Here is a 14,752-nt window from a genome sequence, read left to right on the forward strand (position 1 = left end):
TTGGCAAGACTTTTGCTTATTTTTCTTCAGGAACTTTTGGAATGAACCGGGAGACACGTCCCATCGTCGCTGTATAATCTGTGTATTCCGCAAGTCCCCGCTCCTCGACACGAATGCGGTGGCGCAGCATGAAAGCGTTCAGCAAACTGAACAGGACGCAGGTGCTATACGCTTGAAACAGCAGCGGAAACAAGGCAATTTCCAATACGACCACGGTATAGTTCGGATGCCGTAAAAAGCGATACGGACCGCGCTGTACTACGTCAGCGCCCGGAACAAAAATAATGCGGGTATTCCAGTACGGACCGAGCGACACAATCGCCCAGTAGCGGATGATCTGTACGATGAGCAGCACAGCCCCGATCAGCGGCCATCCGGCAGATAACGGATAGCCGCGCCAGGCAGCTTCTATCCATAAGCTAATAAAAAAACCTGCATGCAGCAGAACCATTAACGGATAATGTCCTGCGCCGATCTCGATCCCGCCCCTTTTCTCCAGCCATGCTTGATTGCGCTTAGCCACACGAAGTTCAAGTAAGCGCTGTGTGAGTAAAAGAACAAATACAACGTAAAATATAAGCATCACGCCTCACCCCTTTACCAGCAGCAGCTCCGAGCTGAAGCCGGGACCTAATGCCGTTATTACGCCGTATTCATCCGGTGCAAGCCCCTGCTGTAAGAATGCTTGCAGCACAAACAATACAGTAACGGACGACATGTTACCAAATCGACGTAGGATATCTAGCGCATGGGAAAAATAAGCAAGATCGACGCGTACCATCTCAGCATAAGCTTCTATCACCTTTTTACCGCCTGGATGGGTAATGAAGTGCCTGATGTCACGCCCTACCATGTGATGACGGGCAAGAAATGCCTCCATATTCGGTCGAAAAAGCTGATCTACAAGCGTGGGTATATCACGGGAGAAAATCACTTTCAATCCGTATTCATTAACCTCCCACCCCATTACATCCGGTGTGTCCTGCCATAATGTGCTCATTGTATCTATCATCTCAATCCCTACACCTTGGGCAGAAGAGCATTCGTTTCCTTCCACAAGCACAGCCGCTGCCCCGTCAGCAAATAACGACGTGGCGACAAGATTGCTTTTTGAACGATCTTCATGTTGAAATGTCAGCCCACAGCATTCAACTGCAACAAGCAGTACGCGCTCACTCGGATAGGCTGTCACGTAGTCCTTTGCGCGAGAAAGCCCAGCAGCTCCTCCGGCACATCCTAATCCCCAGATCGGGGTGCGTTTCGTATGGGGATTCATATTCAAGGCATTCATAATGCGGGAGTCAATGCTTGGGGTAGCAATGCCGGTAGTTGTAACAAACAGAATATGATCAATCTCGGAAGCTTTTACTTTGCTCTGTGCAAGGCAATGTTTTACAGCTTCTACACTCAACCGTACAGCCCATTCTTGAAACAACGCATTTTTTTCGGCAAATGAATGAGAGATCCCAAACCATTCAAGCGGTACACAAAAATGGCGGGTGTCGACCTGTCCATTCTGAAAAATGGGCAGCAGCCGATCAATATCGCGAAATGAATTCGCAAACAGACGGCGTGCAAATTCGCGAATCTCATCCTGTCGTAAAATATGGGGAGGTACGGCAGTTCCTACAGCAGTAATTCGGGCCACATCTCATCGCTCCTTTAGTATGTATGTATTCTGGTATAAAATAGTTAAAAAAGAGGAACTTTATCCTTATTTTTACCCGGAATAGATTATAAAAAAACGGAGCAAATAGACAAATGAAGCCATACAGTCAACAGCAAGAAGGAGGAGTCAGATAAACCATGCTGTTTTTCTTTGAACTGGTTGTTATTCTACTAAGCACAAAACTTGCCGGAGATATCAGCGTCAGGGCCGGACAGCCAGCCGTACTCGGTAAGCTCATCATCGGTATTATTATCGGTCCTGCCGTACTTGGATGGATTGACAGTTCGCTGCTAATTGATGAATTAAGCACAATCGGCGTACTACTGCTTATGTTTATGGCTGGACTTGAAACAGATATAAAGGAATTGAATCGCAATCGGAATGCAGCACTAGCTGTAGCGATTGGTGGAATTATACTTCCATTTGCCGGCGGCTACCTAATGGGGCAATCAATCGGATTTGCGCAAGAGCATGCCATCTTTTTAGGACTTCTATTATGTGCAACCTCTGTCAGCATCTCGGTGCAAACGCTGCGTGATTTAGGCAAGATGAATACACGCGAGAGTACAACCATTCTAGGGGCGGCAGTGGTTGATGACGTATTGGTCGTTGTGCTTCTGGCTTTTGTCATGAGTGTATTAGGCAGCGGAGATGTGAGTCTGGGTGCTGTAATCGGCAAAAAAATCCTCTTCTTTGGTACAACTATTCTTATTGGATGGAAACTAATTCCGTGGATCATGCGCATCTTAGCTCCCCTTAAAGTAACCGAGTCAGTCATCAGCGCGGCACTGATTGTATGTTTTTCGTTCGCATACTACGCAGAGCTTCTTGGAATTGCGGGAATTATCGGGGCGTTTGCGGCAGGCATTGCCATTTCCCAGACTGAATACAAAGAGGAGGTTGAACACAAGCTTGAGCCGATTGCCTATGCTATATTTGTTCCGGTTTTTTTCGTCAGCATCGGCATGGAAGTTTCTTTTGCGGGTATTGGAAGCCAGTTGTGGTTTATCGTGCTTCTAACGATTATTGCCGTCATTACGAAAATGATTGGCTCTGGAATTGGCGCTCGAATGACCGGCTTTTCGCGGCGTTCCTCGCTTGCGATTGGCTCGGGTATGGTATCACGCGGAGAGGTAGCGCTTATCATTGCAGCGATTGGCCTAGAAGCGAAATTGCTGGCCCCTGAATATTTTACTTCGGTCGTGATCGTTGTCATTCTAACTACGATTATTACTCCGCCGCTTCTAAAAATGTTTTTTGCTGAACCATCTTCTTCATCAAAAAAGGCGCTTGATTAGTTGATTAGCGCCTTCTGGTTGTCGAGTATATCTCTACATTTTGAGAAGAACAGCATATGCTGCCCTTCTCTTTTACAAAAAACTTTCATTATCAAAGAATGATTACATACCATTAATGTTTTACTCTCTACTTATATTATAACAACATTTGGTAATTATTTATAGACTACTTTTTCACCCATCTATTACCTTATACTGTTATACGCAAGTCAAAAAGTATAAGGGGTGTGTCTATATGGATGACAAAAAAAATATCTTGGATCCCGGACCGTTCTTTCATGGTACTAAAGCAGAACTGAAAATTGGAGACCTGCTTGAAGCATTGCACTTATCCAATTATCAGGACAAAAAATCTAACCATATATATTTTACTGCAACATTAGACGCTGCTAAATGGGGTGCTGAATTAGCGAAATCTAAATCAAAAGAGAGAATTTATGTCGTAGAACCATTAGGCGATTTTGAAAATGATCCGAACGTAACTGACAAAAAATTCCCTGGAAATCCAACACGTTCTTATAGGTCTAAATCTCCTTTGAAAATAGTAGCTGAATTAAGTTCATGGGAAAGACATTCCGATGAAGAAATAAATCATATGCTTACATCTCTAAAAAAGTTAAGGGAACAAGGAAAAAACGTAATATACGATTGATTTTCGCATTATTAGAACTCACATCAAATGCCAGATACCGAGATGATTTTAAATCACCTCGGTATCTGGCATTGAATTTTTTTATATCTTAAATAAATGTAAGATCAAGTTAAGAAATTTTAAGTTGCTTTTTCGATATACTCAAGGCGCTTGATTAGCGCCTTCTTATTTATCGTCCCGTCTGCACTTCCTCCATAATATGATCCGGCAAAATCAACTGCTCAATGCCTAGCATATCCGCTACCTCATCCACACTATAGCCCCGCAGCAGCTTATGGACAACGAATGTATTACGCAGCTTTTGCGCATGCAGATGCAAGCCCGACTTCTTCCCCAGCGTAGTAAGAATAAACTGCATGCTGCGCGGACTCATTCTCTCCCCCTGACGGGAGGTGAAGACAAACGGTGTGTCTTCGGCTTGCGTACGATGAGCACGCAGGTAACGAGCCTCCTCTTCCGTAAGCACAGTTCGCCTTATACTGCCTAAGGAAATACCGATAATTGCGCTGCCATCCTGCCAGACGATTTCATTCCACAGTACATTCGACGCCTCTTGAATTCGCAGACCGCCAAAAAGAAATACCGTGACAAGGGCCATATTGCGCCAATATAGGGCTTCATTATTTTTCGAAGCGGCATTATGCTTGATCGTATCAAACAGGAAATCAATTTCTTCATCCGTCAAATAAAACGCCTGCTCTTCCTTCACATCAGGACGGCGCTTTAATTTGGCACACGGATCAAGTCCGATGACACCTTTCAGCCATAAGAAATGAAAATACGATTTCAAAGCAGAGATTTTTTTATTCACCGTCGAAATTTGCCTACCGGCTGCCAATTCCTCTTCAACAAATTGTGTTACGGTTGAATAGCCGATGCTGTGCAGCTCCATATGTGGATGAACGCGACCAAGCCAGGCAAAAAAAATGGTCATCTCCATCATATACGATTGAATGGTAAGATCCGCCCGCATCTGCTCTGCCAAATATTTTTCATACTCATCATGGTAACTGAAGCGAAATTTCATTTGTTTCACCTCTTATACGCAGTATTTATATACCGTACATTGTATAAAAAAAATTGGCTCCACTCAACTATATTCATTCGACAATCCTTCATTAAAATAGTAATTTTTCTATGTTTTTAGACAAATAGTGCTACCGTCTCAAGACATAATGGAAATTTTTTTCATATAATTATAATTAGTCCCTATTTCAACAAGGAGGGTTGTCCATGTATGAATTGCAGGCACATGAGAAGATCTTCGTTTTTACGGGTCCCTATGGCGCAGGACGCAAGACAGTCGCGGACATGGTAGGCGAGACACTGAGCATGCAGCGAGTCATCCCTTATACTACCCGAGCGCGGCGCTCAGTTGAAGTAGACGGACAGGATTACCACTTCGTCTCGGAAGAACAGTTTGCAATCATGGGAGCGAATGACGAATTCATCGAGACGCTCGACCTTGATAACATCCGCTATGGCATCAAAGAAGACGACATTGAGCATTATTTACAACGCAAGGGCTTCATTTATCTGATTTTGAATCACTATGGAGCAGAAATACTGAAGCGGCACTACGGAGATAGAGTCATTCGCATCTGTATTCACACGGACCCTGATTCCATTATAAAAAAACAGCAAGCGCGCGGATACTCTGATGAAGTTATCGATCGCCACTTACGATACTTTAAAGAAGAAATCGCTTACAAAGAAAATTGTGAGCACGCATTTGCCAATAATGATTTGGCGCATACCGTATTTGCTGTATCAGAGACAATTGAACCGTATCTAGGGCGCAATCTTATGCCGGACTACCAATAAATATGACAAGTGCCGACCTTTTTTGAGGTCGGCACTCGTATTATGCAGATAGCTTGTTATATTATATGCCGTATGATAAGACAACATATTTCCCCATGCATAGAATAATTATATAGTAAAGTGAAAGGAGCCCGGTATGATGACCTTATTAAATCGGATCATTTTTCTGCAAAACATAAAAGATGAGCTGATCGAAAAAACGAAAGACCCTAAGGTGTCCTATGCCCAGACCGTAGAAATCTATAAAGAGCTGCGCAGGATCAATATCGAGCTTCAACACATCCGGCAGCAATAACCGTGCATCGCTCTTCTATGCTCCAATCGCATGCAGCACAAAGTTAAGCACAAACAAGGCAGCAATAATATACAAAGGCAGTCCAACTTCCTTTGCCCTGCCAAGAGCGAGCTTAAGCAGCGGATATGCAATAAATCCAAAGGCGATCCCATCTACAATACTATACGTGAGCGGAATGAGCGCGATAATAAGAAATGCAGGAAATCCCTCGGAGAAATCCTGCAGATTAATGTTCTGTACGCTCTGAATCATTAATCCCCCAATGATAATCAGCACAGGCGCAATCGCACTATCCGGGATGACGGTGAGGAATGGAATAAAAAACAGGGAGAACAAAAACAACAATCCGGTCGTCACTGCTGTAAGACCTGTTCTGCCGCCTGCTGTAATCCCGGCTGCACTCTCTACTGTAGCAACGGTTGGGCTTGTTCCAAATACTCCACAGGCGATCACGGAGAGCGCATTGGTTCGCAGCGCGCGATCGAATGCCTCTGGCTTGCCCACCATACGTAACTGCCCGCCAATAAGCCCAATATTCTCAAATACAACCACAAGTGCCATTGAGAATGTAGCCACCCAAAACACTACCGACGTCACCTTATCAAATGACATCGCACCAAACACAGCCGCATACCCGGAAAACGACAAGTCGGTACCACCCATCCGTGCCAGATCGAGCTGCCCAAACAACGCCGCCAGTGCCGTGCCAAAGAAAATACCTACAAGAAAGTGGCCCGGAACGTTTTTGACAAACAGCACAAGCGTAAGTATGAGTGAAGCCAGCGTTAACAGCACAGGCGCACTTCCGAAATCCCCCAATGCTACAAATGTCGTCGCACTCGATACGACAATTCCCCCTTTTTGCAGACCAATGAAGGCAAGAAACAATCCAATCCCAACTGTTATGGCCTCCTTAAGCGATTGCGGAATTGCCCGTGTAATCAAAGCGGACAGCGAAGTAAACGCCACAACGCCAAATAAGAGACCGGAGAGTACAACTGCTGCCAGTGCTTCCTGCCATGTAAGGCCCATCCCTTGTACTAGCGTGTAGGAGAACAAAGCGTTAATGCCCATGCCGGGAACGAGCACAATGGGGGCATTTGCACTAAGACCCATTAATACACAACCTGTAAAGGCGGTTAAAATGGTCGCGATCATTCCCGCTTCAATAGGGATTCCGGCCTCAGCAAGAATGGATGAATTAACGGCAATAATATAGACAATCGTAAAAAAGGAAACCGTACCCGCCACGATTTCTTTTTTGGCTGTCGTTTTGTTCCCTCTTAGATGAAAGCGTCTATCCATCATCTGCTGCATATGATCCCCTTCCCTCTCTTACTGCTTATCGCTGCGCTTTCTATGCATGAGATGAATCCTGATTCTCTACAAGATGATTGCGCAGCATGCGGCGATACTGTACCTGCGGCCCATCCGCAAACACATGGGCTTCTGCCCGAATCTCATACGGTACTTGGCGTGGCCGTTGTGATTCCACCACAGCTTTATCCTGATTGAGCACACGATTGCTCTGCCGTCCAACCAGTTTATCGAAAAATGGGATGTTTTTAAAGTGGGTGCGCATGGCAAGACCGTAAATCATTGTCCGCTCTTCGTCAATTGGTGTAAAGGTGACATATTGATACATGTATCGCTCCCCTCCCATTGGAATTTGCAGCAGCCATTGATTAGGAAAGGTAAAACGAATACAAGGCCGTCCTTCACTGAACCGTTCTAGCGCTTCGGTGCTCTCAATCACGCGCGGCAGCGGAGGCGGTGCCTCCTTACTCTTATTTCCGGGTGGAAATATGAGCATGGATGATTCTACCACACCAAACTGTAATGTCTCACAACCGGGCCGATCGGGCGTACCTATTGTATTTGGATGAACAAACGGCAGGTGTGCCACATCCAGTACTGACTCGACTACGCGTGTATGATGAGCATGCCACATACCGCCAAATGGTACAGCGCGCAGTGCTGGATTCTGTACACGCCCTGGAATTCCAAGGGGAACCTGCTCCGAAAGCGCAGTCTCACCAGGGAAAACCCAAATATAAGAAGCGGCTTCCTGCACCGGGAATGTCTTTATTTGAAGAGAGGGGCAGCTGCCGTCTGTTATGCTCGGTACACAAGCTAACACACCACGGGAATCAAACTCCCAACCATGATAAGGGCATACCAAATGATCCCCTTTTATTCGTCCAAGTCCAAAATCAGCACCACGATGCGGACAATATGCCTGCACGCAGCGTATCTGTCCATTCGATAGACGATACAAGGTTACATCAATCCCGCATACTCTTCGCGTCACCGGCTTCGCTGTGACTTCTGCACTGCGAGCAGCAGCGTACCAAAATGACGGAAGCAGATGGTGCTTAGCTTTCATAGATCATCTTCCTCGTCATCCCGCCATCGATGATGATATTCTGTCCATTCACAAATTCGTTGTTCTCACTCGTCAAATACAGGCAAGCACGGGCAATATCCTCCGGTTTTCCAACGCGACGAGAAGGGTGCTGGGCATGATCGACCTCGCGCAGTCCTTCATAGTCGTTTGCTTCGATCCAACCGGGACTAATCGCATTGACTTGAATTCCATCCTTTGCAAAGGAGAGAGCCAGCGCATGGGTAAGCGCAAAGATTCCTCCTTTTGATGCTGCATAAGCTTCCGAATCGGGTTCAGACATGAACGCACGCGTTGACGCAATATTGATAATCGATCCTCCGTTATGCTTACGCATGAGTCTGGCAGCTTCACGCGCGCCTAAGAATACGCCCCGTAGATTGATATTGAGAATCTCATCCCACTCCTCAACCGTAATCTCGTAAGGTGATTTCCAACGAGAAACACCGGCGTTGTTAATCATGATATCAAGACGACCATATTCCTCTTCTATGCATTTTATCAAGGCAGTAATTTGCTCAGGATGGCTCACATCTGTTGGCACAAAGCGCGCGCTTCCTCCCACTTCGCGGATCGCAGCCTCGACTCTCCGTCCATCTTCTTCATTCCGCTCAGCAAGAATCACAGAGGCCCCCTGCTCCGCGTACGCTCTGGCAATGCCCTCTCCAATTCCTTTTCCTGCTCCGGTTATAGCTACAATTTTTCCCGTAAAGTCAAATGAAATCATCGACAATCTCCTCTCGTCAATCCTTCTCTCTATTCTTTCCTCCGTTTCTCCTTCTTTACCCAAAACAAGCGCTGTATGAACTTGTGTTCATAAAACTCTTTGCCTTTTCTTTTATTAGACAATATTTATACAATGTTTACAATATAAATTTTGCACGGAGAACATTTTACAAAAGGCGGCAGGAAGCAGGCGATAAAGCAAGAGCCGAAAACAGCGTAGGTACGCTATCTTCGGCTCTCTTGCCTCTTGCTACACCGTCATATTCTCATAAATAACAGACAGACCCATTCCACCAGCCATACACAGTGTTACCATACCGTATTTTATACCTTCACGCAGCATTTCGTTCATCAGCGTTACTGTCAATTTCGCTCCGGTTGCACCGACAGGATGACCAAGCGCAATCGCGCCGCCGTTCACATTTACAATATCCGGGGTAAGCGAAAGCTCTTTCATTACCGCCAGTGCCTGTGCTGCGAACGCCTCATTCAACTCGATGCGCCCAATATCTGCAAGCGTTAAGCCTGCTTTGGCAAGAGCCCGACGCGTAGCCGGAACAGGACCGATCCCCATCACGCTTGGCTCAACGCCTGCACTGGCAAACGCTTTAACACGAAGAAGAGGAGTGACTCCCATTTCCTCGGCCTTCTCTCGTGACATCATCAATACCGCTGCAGCTCCGTCATTCATCGGACAAGCATTGCCCGCAGTAACGGTTCCGTCTTTTTTAAATACCGGCCGAAGTGCTGACAGACTGTCAAGACGCACATCCGTACGTACCGATTCGTCTACCGCAAACAACTGCGTCTCTTTTCGTTTTGTTACTTTGACCGGAACGATTTCTTCTATAAATCTGCCTCGCTCGATTGCCTGAATCGCTTTTTGGTGGCTTGCAAGCGCAAATTCATCCTGTTCTGTACGCGAGATTCCATACTGTTCCGCCAAACGCTCTGCCGTCATTCCCATATGCTCACCTTCAAGCGAGCAGGTCAATCCATCAGCCATGAGTGCATCTTCCATGATCACATTACCGAATTTGCCGCCCCAACGATTCTTTACGATATAAGGCACACCGCTCATACTCTCAACGCCGCCAGCGATGACCGCATTCTCTTGGCCCGCCATGACTGTAAGCGCAGCGCTCGTTATTGCTTTTAGCCCCGATCCACAGGCTTTAATGACAATATGAGCGGGTACCTCTCTCGGAAACCCGGCATGCTGTGAAGCGATACGTGCGGAGTTCAACCCTCCACCATGCACATAACCATGCCCGAACACCACTTCATCTACCGCTTCTTTGGGATACAATGTTTTTGTCAGTAATCCCTCAAGTACCTGTCTGCCCAACTCTGTTGCCGGCACGTCCCGCAGCGACTTACCAAACGCACCAACAGGTGTGCGTACACCCGCTACAATTACCGCTTCTTTCATTATGAACCTCCCCTTTCCCTGTATAACTGCCCTATGTATGTACTCCTCCATCATAATGAATCACTGAAGGGAAAGGCATCCGACCCGAAAACAAAAAATTGCGCGAATTTTTATACATCGTGTATAACTCCTTAGCTGCTCCTGCGATCGTATGCCTTATACCATCTCTTGCGTATACAGCAAGAACTGGCTAGAAACACTGATAAAAAGCATATCCATTGAAAGGAGAACTTCGTATGCTTTGGCTTGATCTGCTTCAAGATACATGGACGCTATGGACACATAGCAAAAACATCCGCTTTGCACGTCTGCTTTTTACACTTAAACAAAAGCAAACGGAACAACCGTCCATTCCTTTATGTGAGGATAGCCTCTCACCCGATGAAAAATCACTGGTTTATAGCATCCGCTCTAAAACAGAGGCATACAACCGCAACAACATTACCCGAACGCTTGCCTATTATGAATTTTACCGCAGACATCCGGAAGTTCATTGGGCTCTGCTTGCCCATCTCGTCTCACGCAACGCCGGTTGGAATATGACGGATCTGCGCGGTGAATGGTTAACCCGGCTTCTATCTGACGAGCAGCAGCATGCTTTCTTTTCCTTTCTGGAACGCGGAAACTGGCTGATCTTCCATGATGCCTTTCCGCAATTACTGCTTTATGAAGCGGGGAGACAGCAGCAGCGAAATCTCTCACACTTGCTCGCATACTTTGGCGTCTCACGATTTAGTACGAGCATATGGGATGAATTCTTTCATACAGGAGATTCGCACCTGCTTACCGTGGGCCTCATTATTAATGAGCAAAGCTATATTGAAGACCGGGTTATCCAAAACCTCCACTACCGGAAAACAGTGCTTCAGACCATGGATTTCATTCTTCAGGATATACTCGGCCTTAATCACATTTTATTTCCACGGCAGGCCAGCGATACAGCCAATACACAGATTGCCTGTCCATTGTGCGGCTGCTGTGTGCATCACTTTGATTCGCTGCGCAAACGCATTCTGATGGGCAAGCAGTTGTATGCCGCATTGTTCGGCCAACCGGTTGTGCTTGATGAAGTATTGCGGTGGGCAGATGCTCATTCACATACCGGATCACGCAGTGACTATTGGCCGCACCTCTTTGGTACGGTGCAAAAAGCAGGACCGCATGCGCCGTACATTCCCCACTTGAGCGGTACTAAGCTAAAACCGGGTGTTCCGCGTCTATACAGTCCCCAGCTTGTAGATGCATGGTCGGATACTGTACAAAGTCCCGCCGAGTTGGGGGATTGGTTTTGTGATTGGCGGATCGCCTCGCATCTGCTCGCTCCATGCAAGACGGACATAGCAGATATGCTGACACCGTACTGCAACAGCATAGAAAAAGTCGAGATGGCCGTGCTCGGCAAGCAGGCATTGGCTTCTTCCTCCTACGCCTAACGCTTTTCTCTTTTTCATCATACGCTAGTGCAGGAGGTGATTTCTTGGCGTACTCCATCCACATCGCGCGCGCGGCCCATACACTTACACTGAAACAAAACGGGGCGACCATACGCATCTATCCGATTGCGGTAGGAAAAATGCTGACACAAACACCGATCGGCACATTTTATATTATCAATCGCGCACCCAATCCCGGCGGACCATACGGCAGTATGTGGCTCGGCTTATCAAAGCAGGGATATGGCATCCACGGCACCAATAATCCGGCATCCATCGGCAAGGATGTATCCAAGGGCTGCATCCGTATGTACAATGAGAATGTAAACGAATTGGCCCAGATTGTTCCCATTGGCACACCCGTCTATATCAACCCATAAAAAAAGCACCCTCGTCACCGGGGGTGCCTTATGTTATGATAATGGTAGGTTACGATTGCTTGATCAGCAATCTATCTTTTTGTACCACCAGCGTTGCCGCGCTGGTGTTTTTTGTGTATCGTTCTTCTGTAACTTGCGAGAACTTCCAGGCTTCACGTGCATATTTCTCAATTTCTCTCTGTCCTGCCCGCCTCATCTCATCCAAATAATAGACGCTCTCCATTTGATCTCACCTCCTTTCAAAGCGTCTACTTATATTTTCAAAAAAGAAAGCAGATGCGATCCCAGCTTCTTTAGTCCCTCTTTGCGCAGCGTATACTCCTGGACACATTCTCCTTCCGCATATGCGCGAACCAGTCCCGCCCCCCGCAGCATAATCATATGATACGAAACTGTGCTTTTGGCAAGTCCGATGTGTCCTACAATTTCTGTGAAGGTGCGCGGCCCATGCGTCAAAAACCGTAAAATCCGCAGGCGGCTTTCATCTGCCAGACAGCGGGCGACACGCAGCAGCGCACGCGGCGGCATATCTTCCTGGGTCATGTATGCATCAGACGGATACAGCAGGGTTGTTATCGGTCCGTATGCATCCAAAAGAATAACGGGCGAAGCATGATATTGGGGAGCAAGCACGACTTGCTTCAACGTCTCCGATGGGCGCAAGTACAATCCACCCGACACCTCTTCTACAATATCTGGTGCACTCCAGTCGCTAAGCAGGCTGCTCTTCTCTTCTTTATCCCGAGCAAGACCTGCGAAGATCGCCGGGTCGACATGACGGAAATACTGCTCATGCCAATCAGTCAGTACAGACAGCATCCAATCACGTGTATTTCCGATATTGCTTGGACACGCATCCATCCACGGGGCCAACAATTCAAACAAATCACCCGGTGACTGTCTCTCAAGCCAGGCTAAGAATCCTTCCGCTGTCCGCTCATCCTGACAGCGCCATACCAAAAGAGACGCTTCTCTCATACGCTCGCAGCATCCCTTTCCCTCCAAGCGTTCGGACAGATCTGCGGATAGCTGAGAACCCGTTTCTTTTACCCACTCCTTGCCCATATCCAATTCTTTGTATATTTTTTTATTAAGGTATGTGTATAGGCTCACTACCAGTTCATAGGCAGGGGCCTGATCGAACGTTATATCATACATATATTTCAGCTCCATCATAAAAACTACGAGGATTTTTACTTTTTGTTCTATATATATGAAACAATTTTATAGTTCGATAATAATCGAACTATAAAGGAATGTCAACCATCTTTTTACATTCATCTCTTATGTGTAAGCCAAACTACTCATAGGAAATGCAGTAGTATTCACCTATCATTTCCTCGGAAATTTTAATCGAATTTTCATTCTATTAAACGAACGCTTAACATCTACTCCCGTTTCAACTTATACAGGAAAGGGAAAATAACTGGTGATGCTTCACTTATTTTTTATCTATCCATTCCGAAAGGGGTTCTTTCATATGAACAATCACCAGCTACAACACCTAGAAAAGCAATTGCAGCAACAGAAAAAAGAACTTGTAGGAATCAATGGAGATTCAGAACCGGATTTATCTACACCGATGAATGAAGATACCGGCGAACTATCCGGTTATGATAACCACCCGGCCGATCTGGGCTCTGAAATGTATGAACGATCTCTCTCCCTCACATTAAGTGAACACGAAGAGCAGGAGCTTGAAGACATTACGCACTCGCTGCAGAAAATTGAGGAGGGAACGTATGGGGCCTGTGAGGCATGCGGGAAAGAGATTCCGTATGAACGACTAGAAGCAATGCCTACGGCACGCTACTGTATCGAACATCAGGAAACACATGACGCTGAAGACAGCGGTGCCTATGTGCCGCATGCAAGCGACCATCAACAGAACCGACCTGTTGAAGAAGAGATTCTATCCTCTCGCACAACGAAGAAAAGTGATGCCGGACGGGAAAATGCGTGGCAGGATGTCGCAGCATATAATGATCGACCGCATGATTTGGGCGAAAACAAAGAATAGACATTACGGAAAAAAGGAAGCCGATGAGGAGGGCTTCCTTTTTCCATAGGTCTTCTACTTATAGATTTCTCGCAGAACATGTCCTAGCTCAGGGATGACCAGCTTGCTCATTGCGAGTCGAACCGCCCCGGATGAACCTGGCATTGAGAAAACAGCCCGGTCTTTATATACACCCGCAATCGCGCGGCTGAGTATTGCTGCTGAACCAATGTCTTCCGTATAGCTAAGCATCCGGAATATCTCACCAAAACCCGGCAGCTCTTTTGTAAGAACGGAGGCGACCACTTCATACGTTACATCCCGCTTCGCAATACCCGTCCCGCCATTGAGAAGAATGGCCTGAACATTAGCATCTTCTGCGCCTGCTTCAATTGCACGGGCAATCGCTTCCCTTTCATCCTTTACAATCGCATACCTGGCAACGTGATGACCTGCCTCTTCTAAAAACTTTCGGATAAGCTGTCCGCTTTTATCCGTTTCTTCGGTTCGTGTATCGCTAACTGTAATGATCATGCAACCAACTTGTTTCGGCGCTTCTTTTTTGTGTTCTATGACTGACATGATTCCCTTCTCCTCTCTTCTTTTTATTACCCCTTCCAAACATCTGTTCATAAAAAAA

General features: G+C 46.5%; 16 protein-coding genes and 1 pseudogene. 7 read left to right on the top strand and 10 right to left on the bottom strand.

Annotated elements, in window-relative coordinates:
• Window positions 1-16: 16 nt before the first annotated feature.
• Window positions 17-583 carry an isoprenylcysteine carboxyl methyltransferase family protein gene (locus AB3351_RS21515; protein ID WP_371149173.1) on the bottom strand — a complete coding sequence of 189 codons (567 nt, stop codon included), beginning with the start codon at window positions 581-583 and terminating at the stop codon, window positions 17-19.
• Between the two features lie 6 nt (window positions 584-589).
• Window positions 590-1,648, bottom strand: a complete 1,059-nt coding sequence (locus AB3351_RS21520) for a type III polyketide synthase (protein WP_371149174.1) — start codon at window positions 1,646-1,648, stop codon at window positions 590-592.
• A gap of 158 nt (window positions 1,649-1,806) precedes the next feature.
• Between AB3351_RS21520 and AB3351_RS21525 the strand changes: the two genes are divergently transcribed.
• A complete protein-coding gene (locus AB3351_RS21525) occupies window positions 1,807-2,967 on the top strand; it encodes a cation:proton antiporter (protein WP_371149175.1) in 1,161 nt (386 codons plus the stop codon).
• A 235-nt stretch (window positions 2,968-3,202) separates the two neighbouring features.
• A complete protein-coding gene (arr, locus tag AB3351_RS21530; RefSeq protein WP_371149176.1) occupies window positions 3,203-3,619 on the top strand; it encodes an NAD(+)--rifampin ADP-ribosyltransferase in 417 nt (138 codons plus the stop codon).
• A gap of 169 nt (window positions 3,620-3,788) precedes the next feature.
• On the opposite strand, the gene AB3351_RS21535 is transcribed toward arr, so the two are convergent.
• Entirely contained in the window at window positions 3,789-4,646 is an 858-nt protein-coding gene (locus AB3351_RS21535; RefSeq protein ID WP_371149177.1) for a tyrosine-type recombinase/integrase, read from the bottom strand.
• Between the two features lie 206 nt (window positions 4,647-4,852).
• Between AB3351_RS21535 and AB3351_RS21540 the strand changes: the two genes are divergently transcribed.
• Window positions 4,853-5,443 (top strand): guanylate kinase, encoded by a 591-nt coding sequence (locus AB3351_RS21540; protein WP_371149178.1) that lies wholly within the window; start codon window positions 4,853-4,855, stop codon window positions 5,441-5,443.
• 136 nt (window positions 5,444-5,579) lie between these two features.
• A complete protein-coding gene (locus AB3351_RS21545; RefSeq protein WP_371149179.1) occupies window positions 5,580-5,738 on the top strand; it encodes a hypothetical protein in 159 nt (52 codons plus the stop codon).
• 15 nt (window positions 5,739-5,753) lie between these two features.
• Here AB3351_RS21545 and AB3351_RS21550 read toward each other — a convergent pair whose 3' ends face one another.
• The 4 genes from AB3351_RS21550 to AB3351_RS21565 all read right to left on the bottom strand — a co-directional run bounded on the left by AB3351_RS21550 (window position 5,754) and on the right by AB3351_RS21565 (window position 10,300).
• The gene (locus tag AB3351_RS21550) at window positions 5,754-7,055 is read right to left on the bottom strand and encodes an NCS2 family permease (RefSeq protein WP_371149180.1); all 1,302 of its coding nucleotides are present in this window, start codon (window positions 7,053-7,055) and stop codon (window positions 5,754-5,756) included.
• A gap of 40 nt (window positions 7,056-7,095) precedes the next feature.
• Complete coding sequence (locus AB3351_RS21555) at window positions 7,096-8,124, bottom strand: Rieske 2Fe-2S domain-containing protein (RefSeq protein WP_371149181.1); 1,029 nt, start codon at window positions 8,122-8,124, stop codon at window positions 7,096-7,098.
• Window positions 8,114-8,869, bottom strand: a complete 756-nt coding sequence (locus tag AB3351_RS21560) for an SDR family NAD(P)-dependent oxidoreductase (RefSeq protein WP_371149182.1) — start codon at window positions 8,867-8,869, stop codon at window positions 8,114-8,116. The genes AB3351_RS21555 and AB3351_RS21560 overlap by 11 nt, the downstream gene beginning before the upstream one ends.
• A gap of 249 nt (window positions 8,870-9,118) precedes the next feature.
• Window positions 9,119-10,300, bottom strand: coding sequence for a thiolase family protein (locus AB3351_RS21565; RefSeq protein WP_371149183.1), 1,182 nt, complete (start codon window positions 10,298-10,300; stop codon window positions 9,119-9,121).
• A 236-nt stretch (window positions 10,301-10,536) separates the two neighbouring features.
• Here AB3351_RS21565 and AB3351_RS21570 point away from each other — a divergent pair, with 236 nt between their 5' ends.
• Together AB3351_RS21570 and AB3351_RS21575 are read left to right on the top strand one after the other, a co-directional pair.
• Complete coding sequence (locus AB3351_RS21570; protein ID WP_371149184.1) at window positions 10,537-11,733, top strand: DUF2515 family protein; 1,197 nt, start codon at window positions 10,537-10,539, stop codon at window positions 11,731-11,733.
• Window positions 11,734-11,777: 44 nt separating this feature from the next.
• Window positions 11,778-12,113 (top strand): annotated as a pseudogene (locus AB3351_RS21575) (L,D-transpeptidase); the annotation flags it as partial.
• Window positions 12,114-12,162: 49 nt separating this feature from the next.
• On the opposite strand, the gene AB3351_RS21580 reads toward AB3351_RS21575, so the two are convergent.
• Window positions 12,163-12,336: a hypothetical protein gene (locus tag AB3351_RS21580; protein ID WP_371149185.1), complete on the bottom strand. Its 174-nt coding sequence runs from the start codon at window positions 12,334-12,336 to the stop codon at window positions 12,163-12,165.
• A gap of 29 nt (window positions 12,337-12,365) precedes the next feature.
• Window positions 12,366-13,271 carry an ArsR/SmtB family transcription factor gene (locus AB3351_RS21585; protein ID WP_371149186.1) on the bottom strand — a complete coding sequence of 302 codons (906 nt, stop codon included), beginning with the start codon at window positions 13,269-13,271 and terminating at the stop codon, window positions 12,366-12,368.
• 322 nt (window positions 13,272-13,593) lie between these two features.
• Here AB3351_RS21585 and AB3351_RS21590 point away from each other — a divergent pair, with 322 nt between their 5' ends.
• Entirely contained in the window at window positions 13,594-14,133 is a 540-nt protein-coding gene (locus tag AB3351_RS21590; RefSeq protein ID WP_371149187.1) for a TraR/DksA C4-type zinc finger protein, read from the top strand.
• Between the two features lie 54 nt (window positions 14,134-14,187).
• On the opposite strand, the gene AB3351_RS21595 is transcribed toward AB3351_RS21590, so the two are convergent.
• Entirely contained in the window at window positions 14,188-14,694 is a 507-nt protein-coding gene (locus tag AB3351_RS21595; protein WP_371149188.1) for a MogA/MoaB family molybdenum cofactor biosynthesis protein, read from the bottom strand.
• Between the last annotated feature and the right edge of the window lie 58 nt (window positions 14,695-14,752).

This window comes from Aneurinibacillus sp. REN35, assembly GCF_041379945.2.
Lineage (GTDB): Bacteria > Bacillota > Bacilli > Aneurinibacillales > Aneurinibacillaceae > Aneurinibacillus.

Excerpts from the sequence above, each read along its gene's own strand:
- AB3351_RS21515 (WP_371149173.1), bottom strand. The coding sequence starts at position 583 with ATGCTTATATTTTACGTTGTATTTGTTCTTTTACTCACACAGCGCTTA.
- AB3351_RS21525 (WP_371149175.1), top strand. The coding sequence starts at position 1,807 with ATGCTGTTTTTCTTTGAACTGGTTGTTATTCTACTAAGCACAAAACTT.
- arr (WP_371149176.1), top strand. The coding sequence starts at position 3,203 with ATGGATGACAAAAAAAATATCTTGGATCCCGGACCGTTCTTTCATGGT.
- AB3351_RS21535 (WP_371149177.1), bottom strand. The coding sequence starts at position 4,646 with ATGAAATTTCGCTTCAGTTACCATGATGAGTATGAAAAATATTTGGCA.
- AB3351_RS21540 (WP_371149178.1), top strand. The coding sequence starts at position 4,853 with ATGTATGAATTGCAGGCACATGAGAAGATCTTCGTTTTTACGGGTCCC.
- AB3351_RS21545 (WP_371149179.1), top strand. The coding sequence starts at position 5,580 with ATGATGACCTTATTAAATCGGATCATTTTTCTGCAAAACATAAAAGAT.
- AB3351_RS21550 (WP_371149180.1), bottom strand. The coding sequence starts at position 7,055 with ATGCAGCAGATGATGGATAGACGCTTTCATCTAAGAGGGAACAAAACG.
- AB3351_RS21555 (WP_371149181.1), bottom strand. The coding sequence starts at position 8,124 with ATGAAAGCTAAGCACCATCTGCTTCCGTCATTTTGGTACGCTGCTGCT.
- AB3351_RS21560 (WP_371149182.1), bottom strand. The coding sequence starts at position 8,869 with ATGATTTCATTTGACTTTACGGGAAAAATTGTAGCTATAACCGGAGCA.
- AB3351_RS21565 (WP_371149183.1), bottom strand. The coding sequence starts at position 10,300 with ATGAAAGAAGCGGTAATTGTAGCGGGTGTACGCACACCTGTTGGTGCG.
- AB3351_RS21570 (WP_371149184.1), top strand. The coding sequence starts at position 10,537 with ATGCTTTGGCTTGATCTGCTTCAAGATACATGGACGCTATGGACACAT.
- AB3351_RS21580 (WP_371149185.1), bottom strand. The coding sequence starts at position 12,336 with ATGGAGAGCGTCTATTATTTGGATGAGATGAGGCGGGCAGGACAGAGA.
- AB3351_RS21585 (WP_371149186.1), bottom strand. The coding sequence starts at position 13,271 with ATGTATGATATAACGTTCGATCAGGCCCCTGCCTATGAACTGGTAGTG.
- AB3351_RS21590 (WP_371149187.1), top strand. The coding sequence starts at position 13,594 with ATGAACAATCACCAGCTACAACACCTAGAAAAGCAATTGCAGCAACAG.
- AB3351_RS21595 (WP_371149188.1), bottom strand. The coding sequence starts at position 14,694 with ATGTCAGTCATAGAACACAAAAAAGAAGCGCCGAAACAAGTTGGTTGC.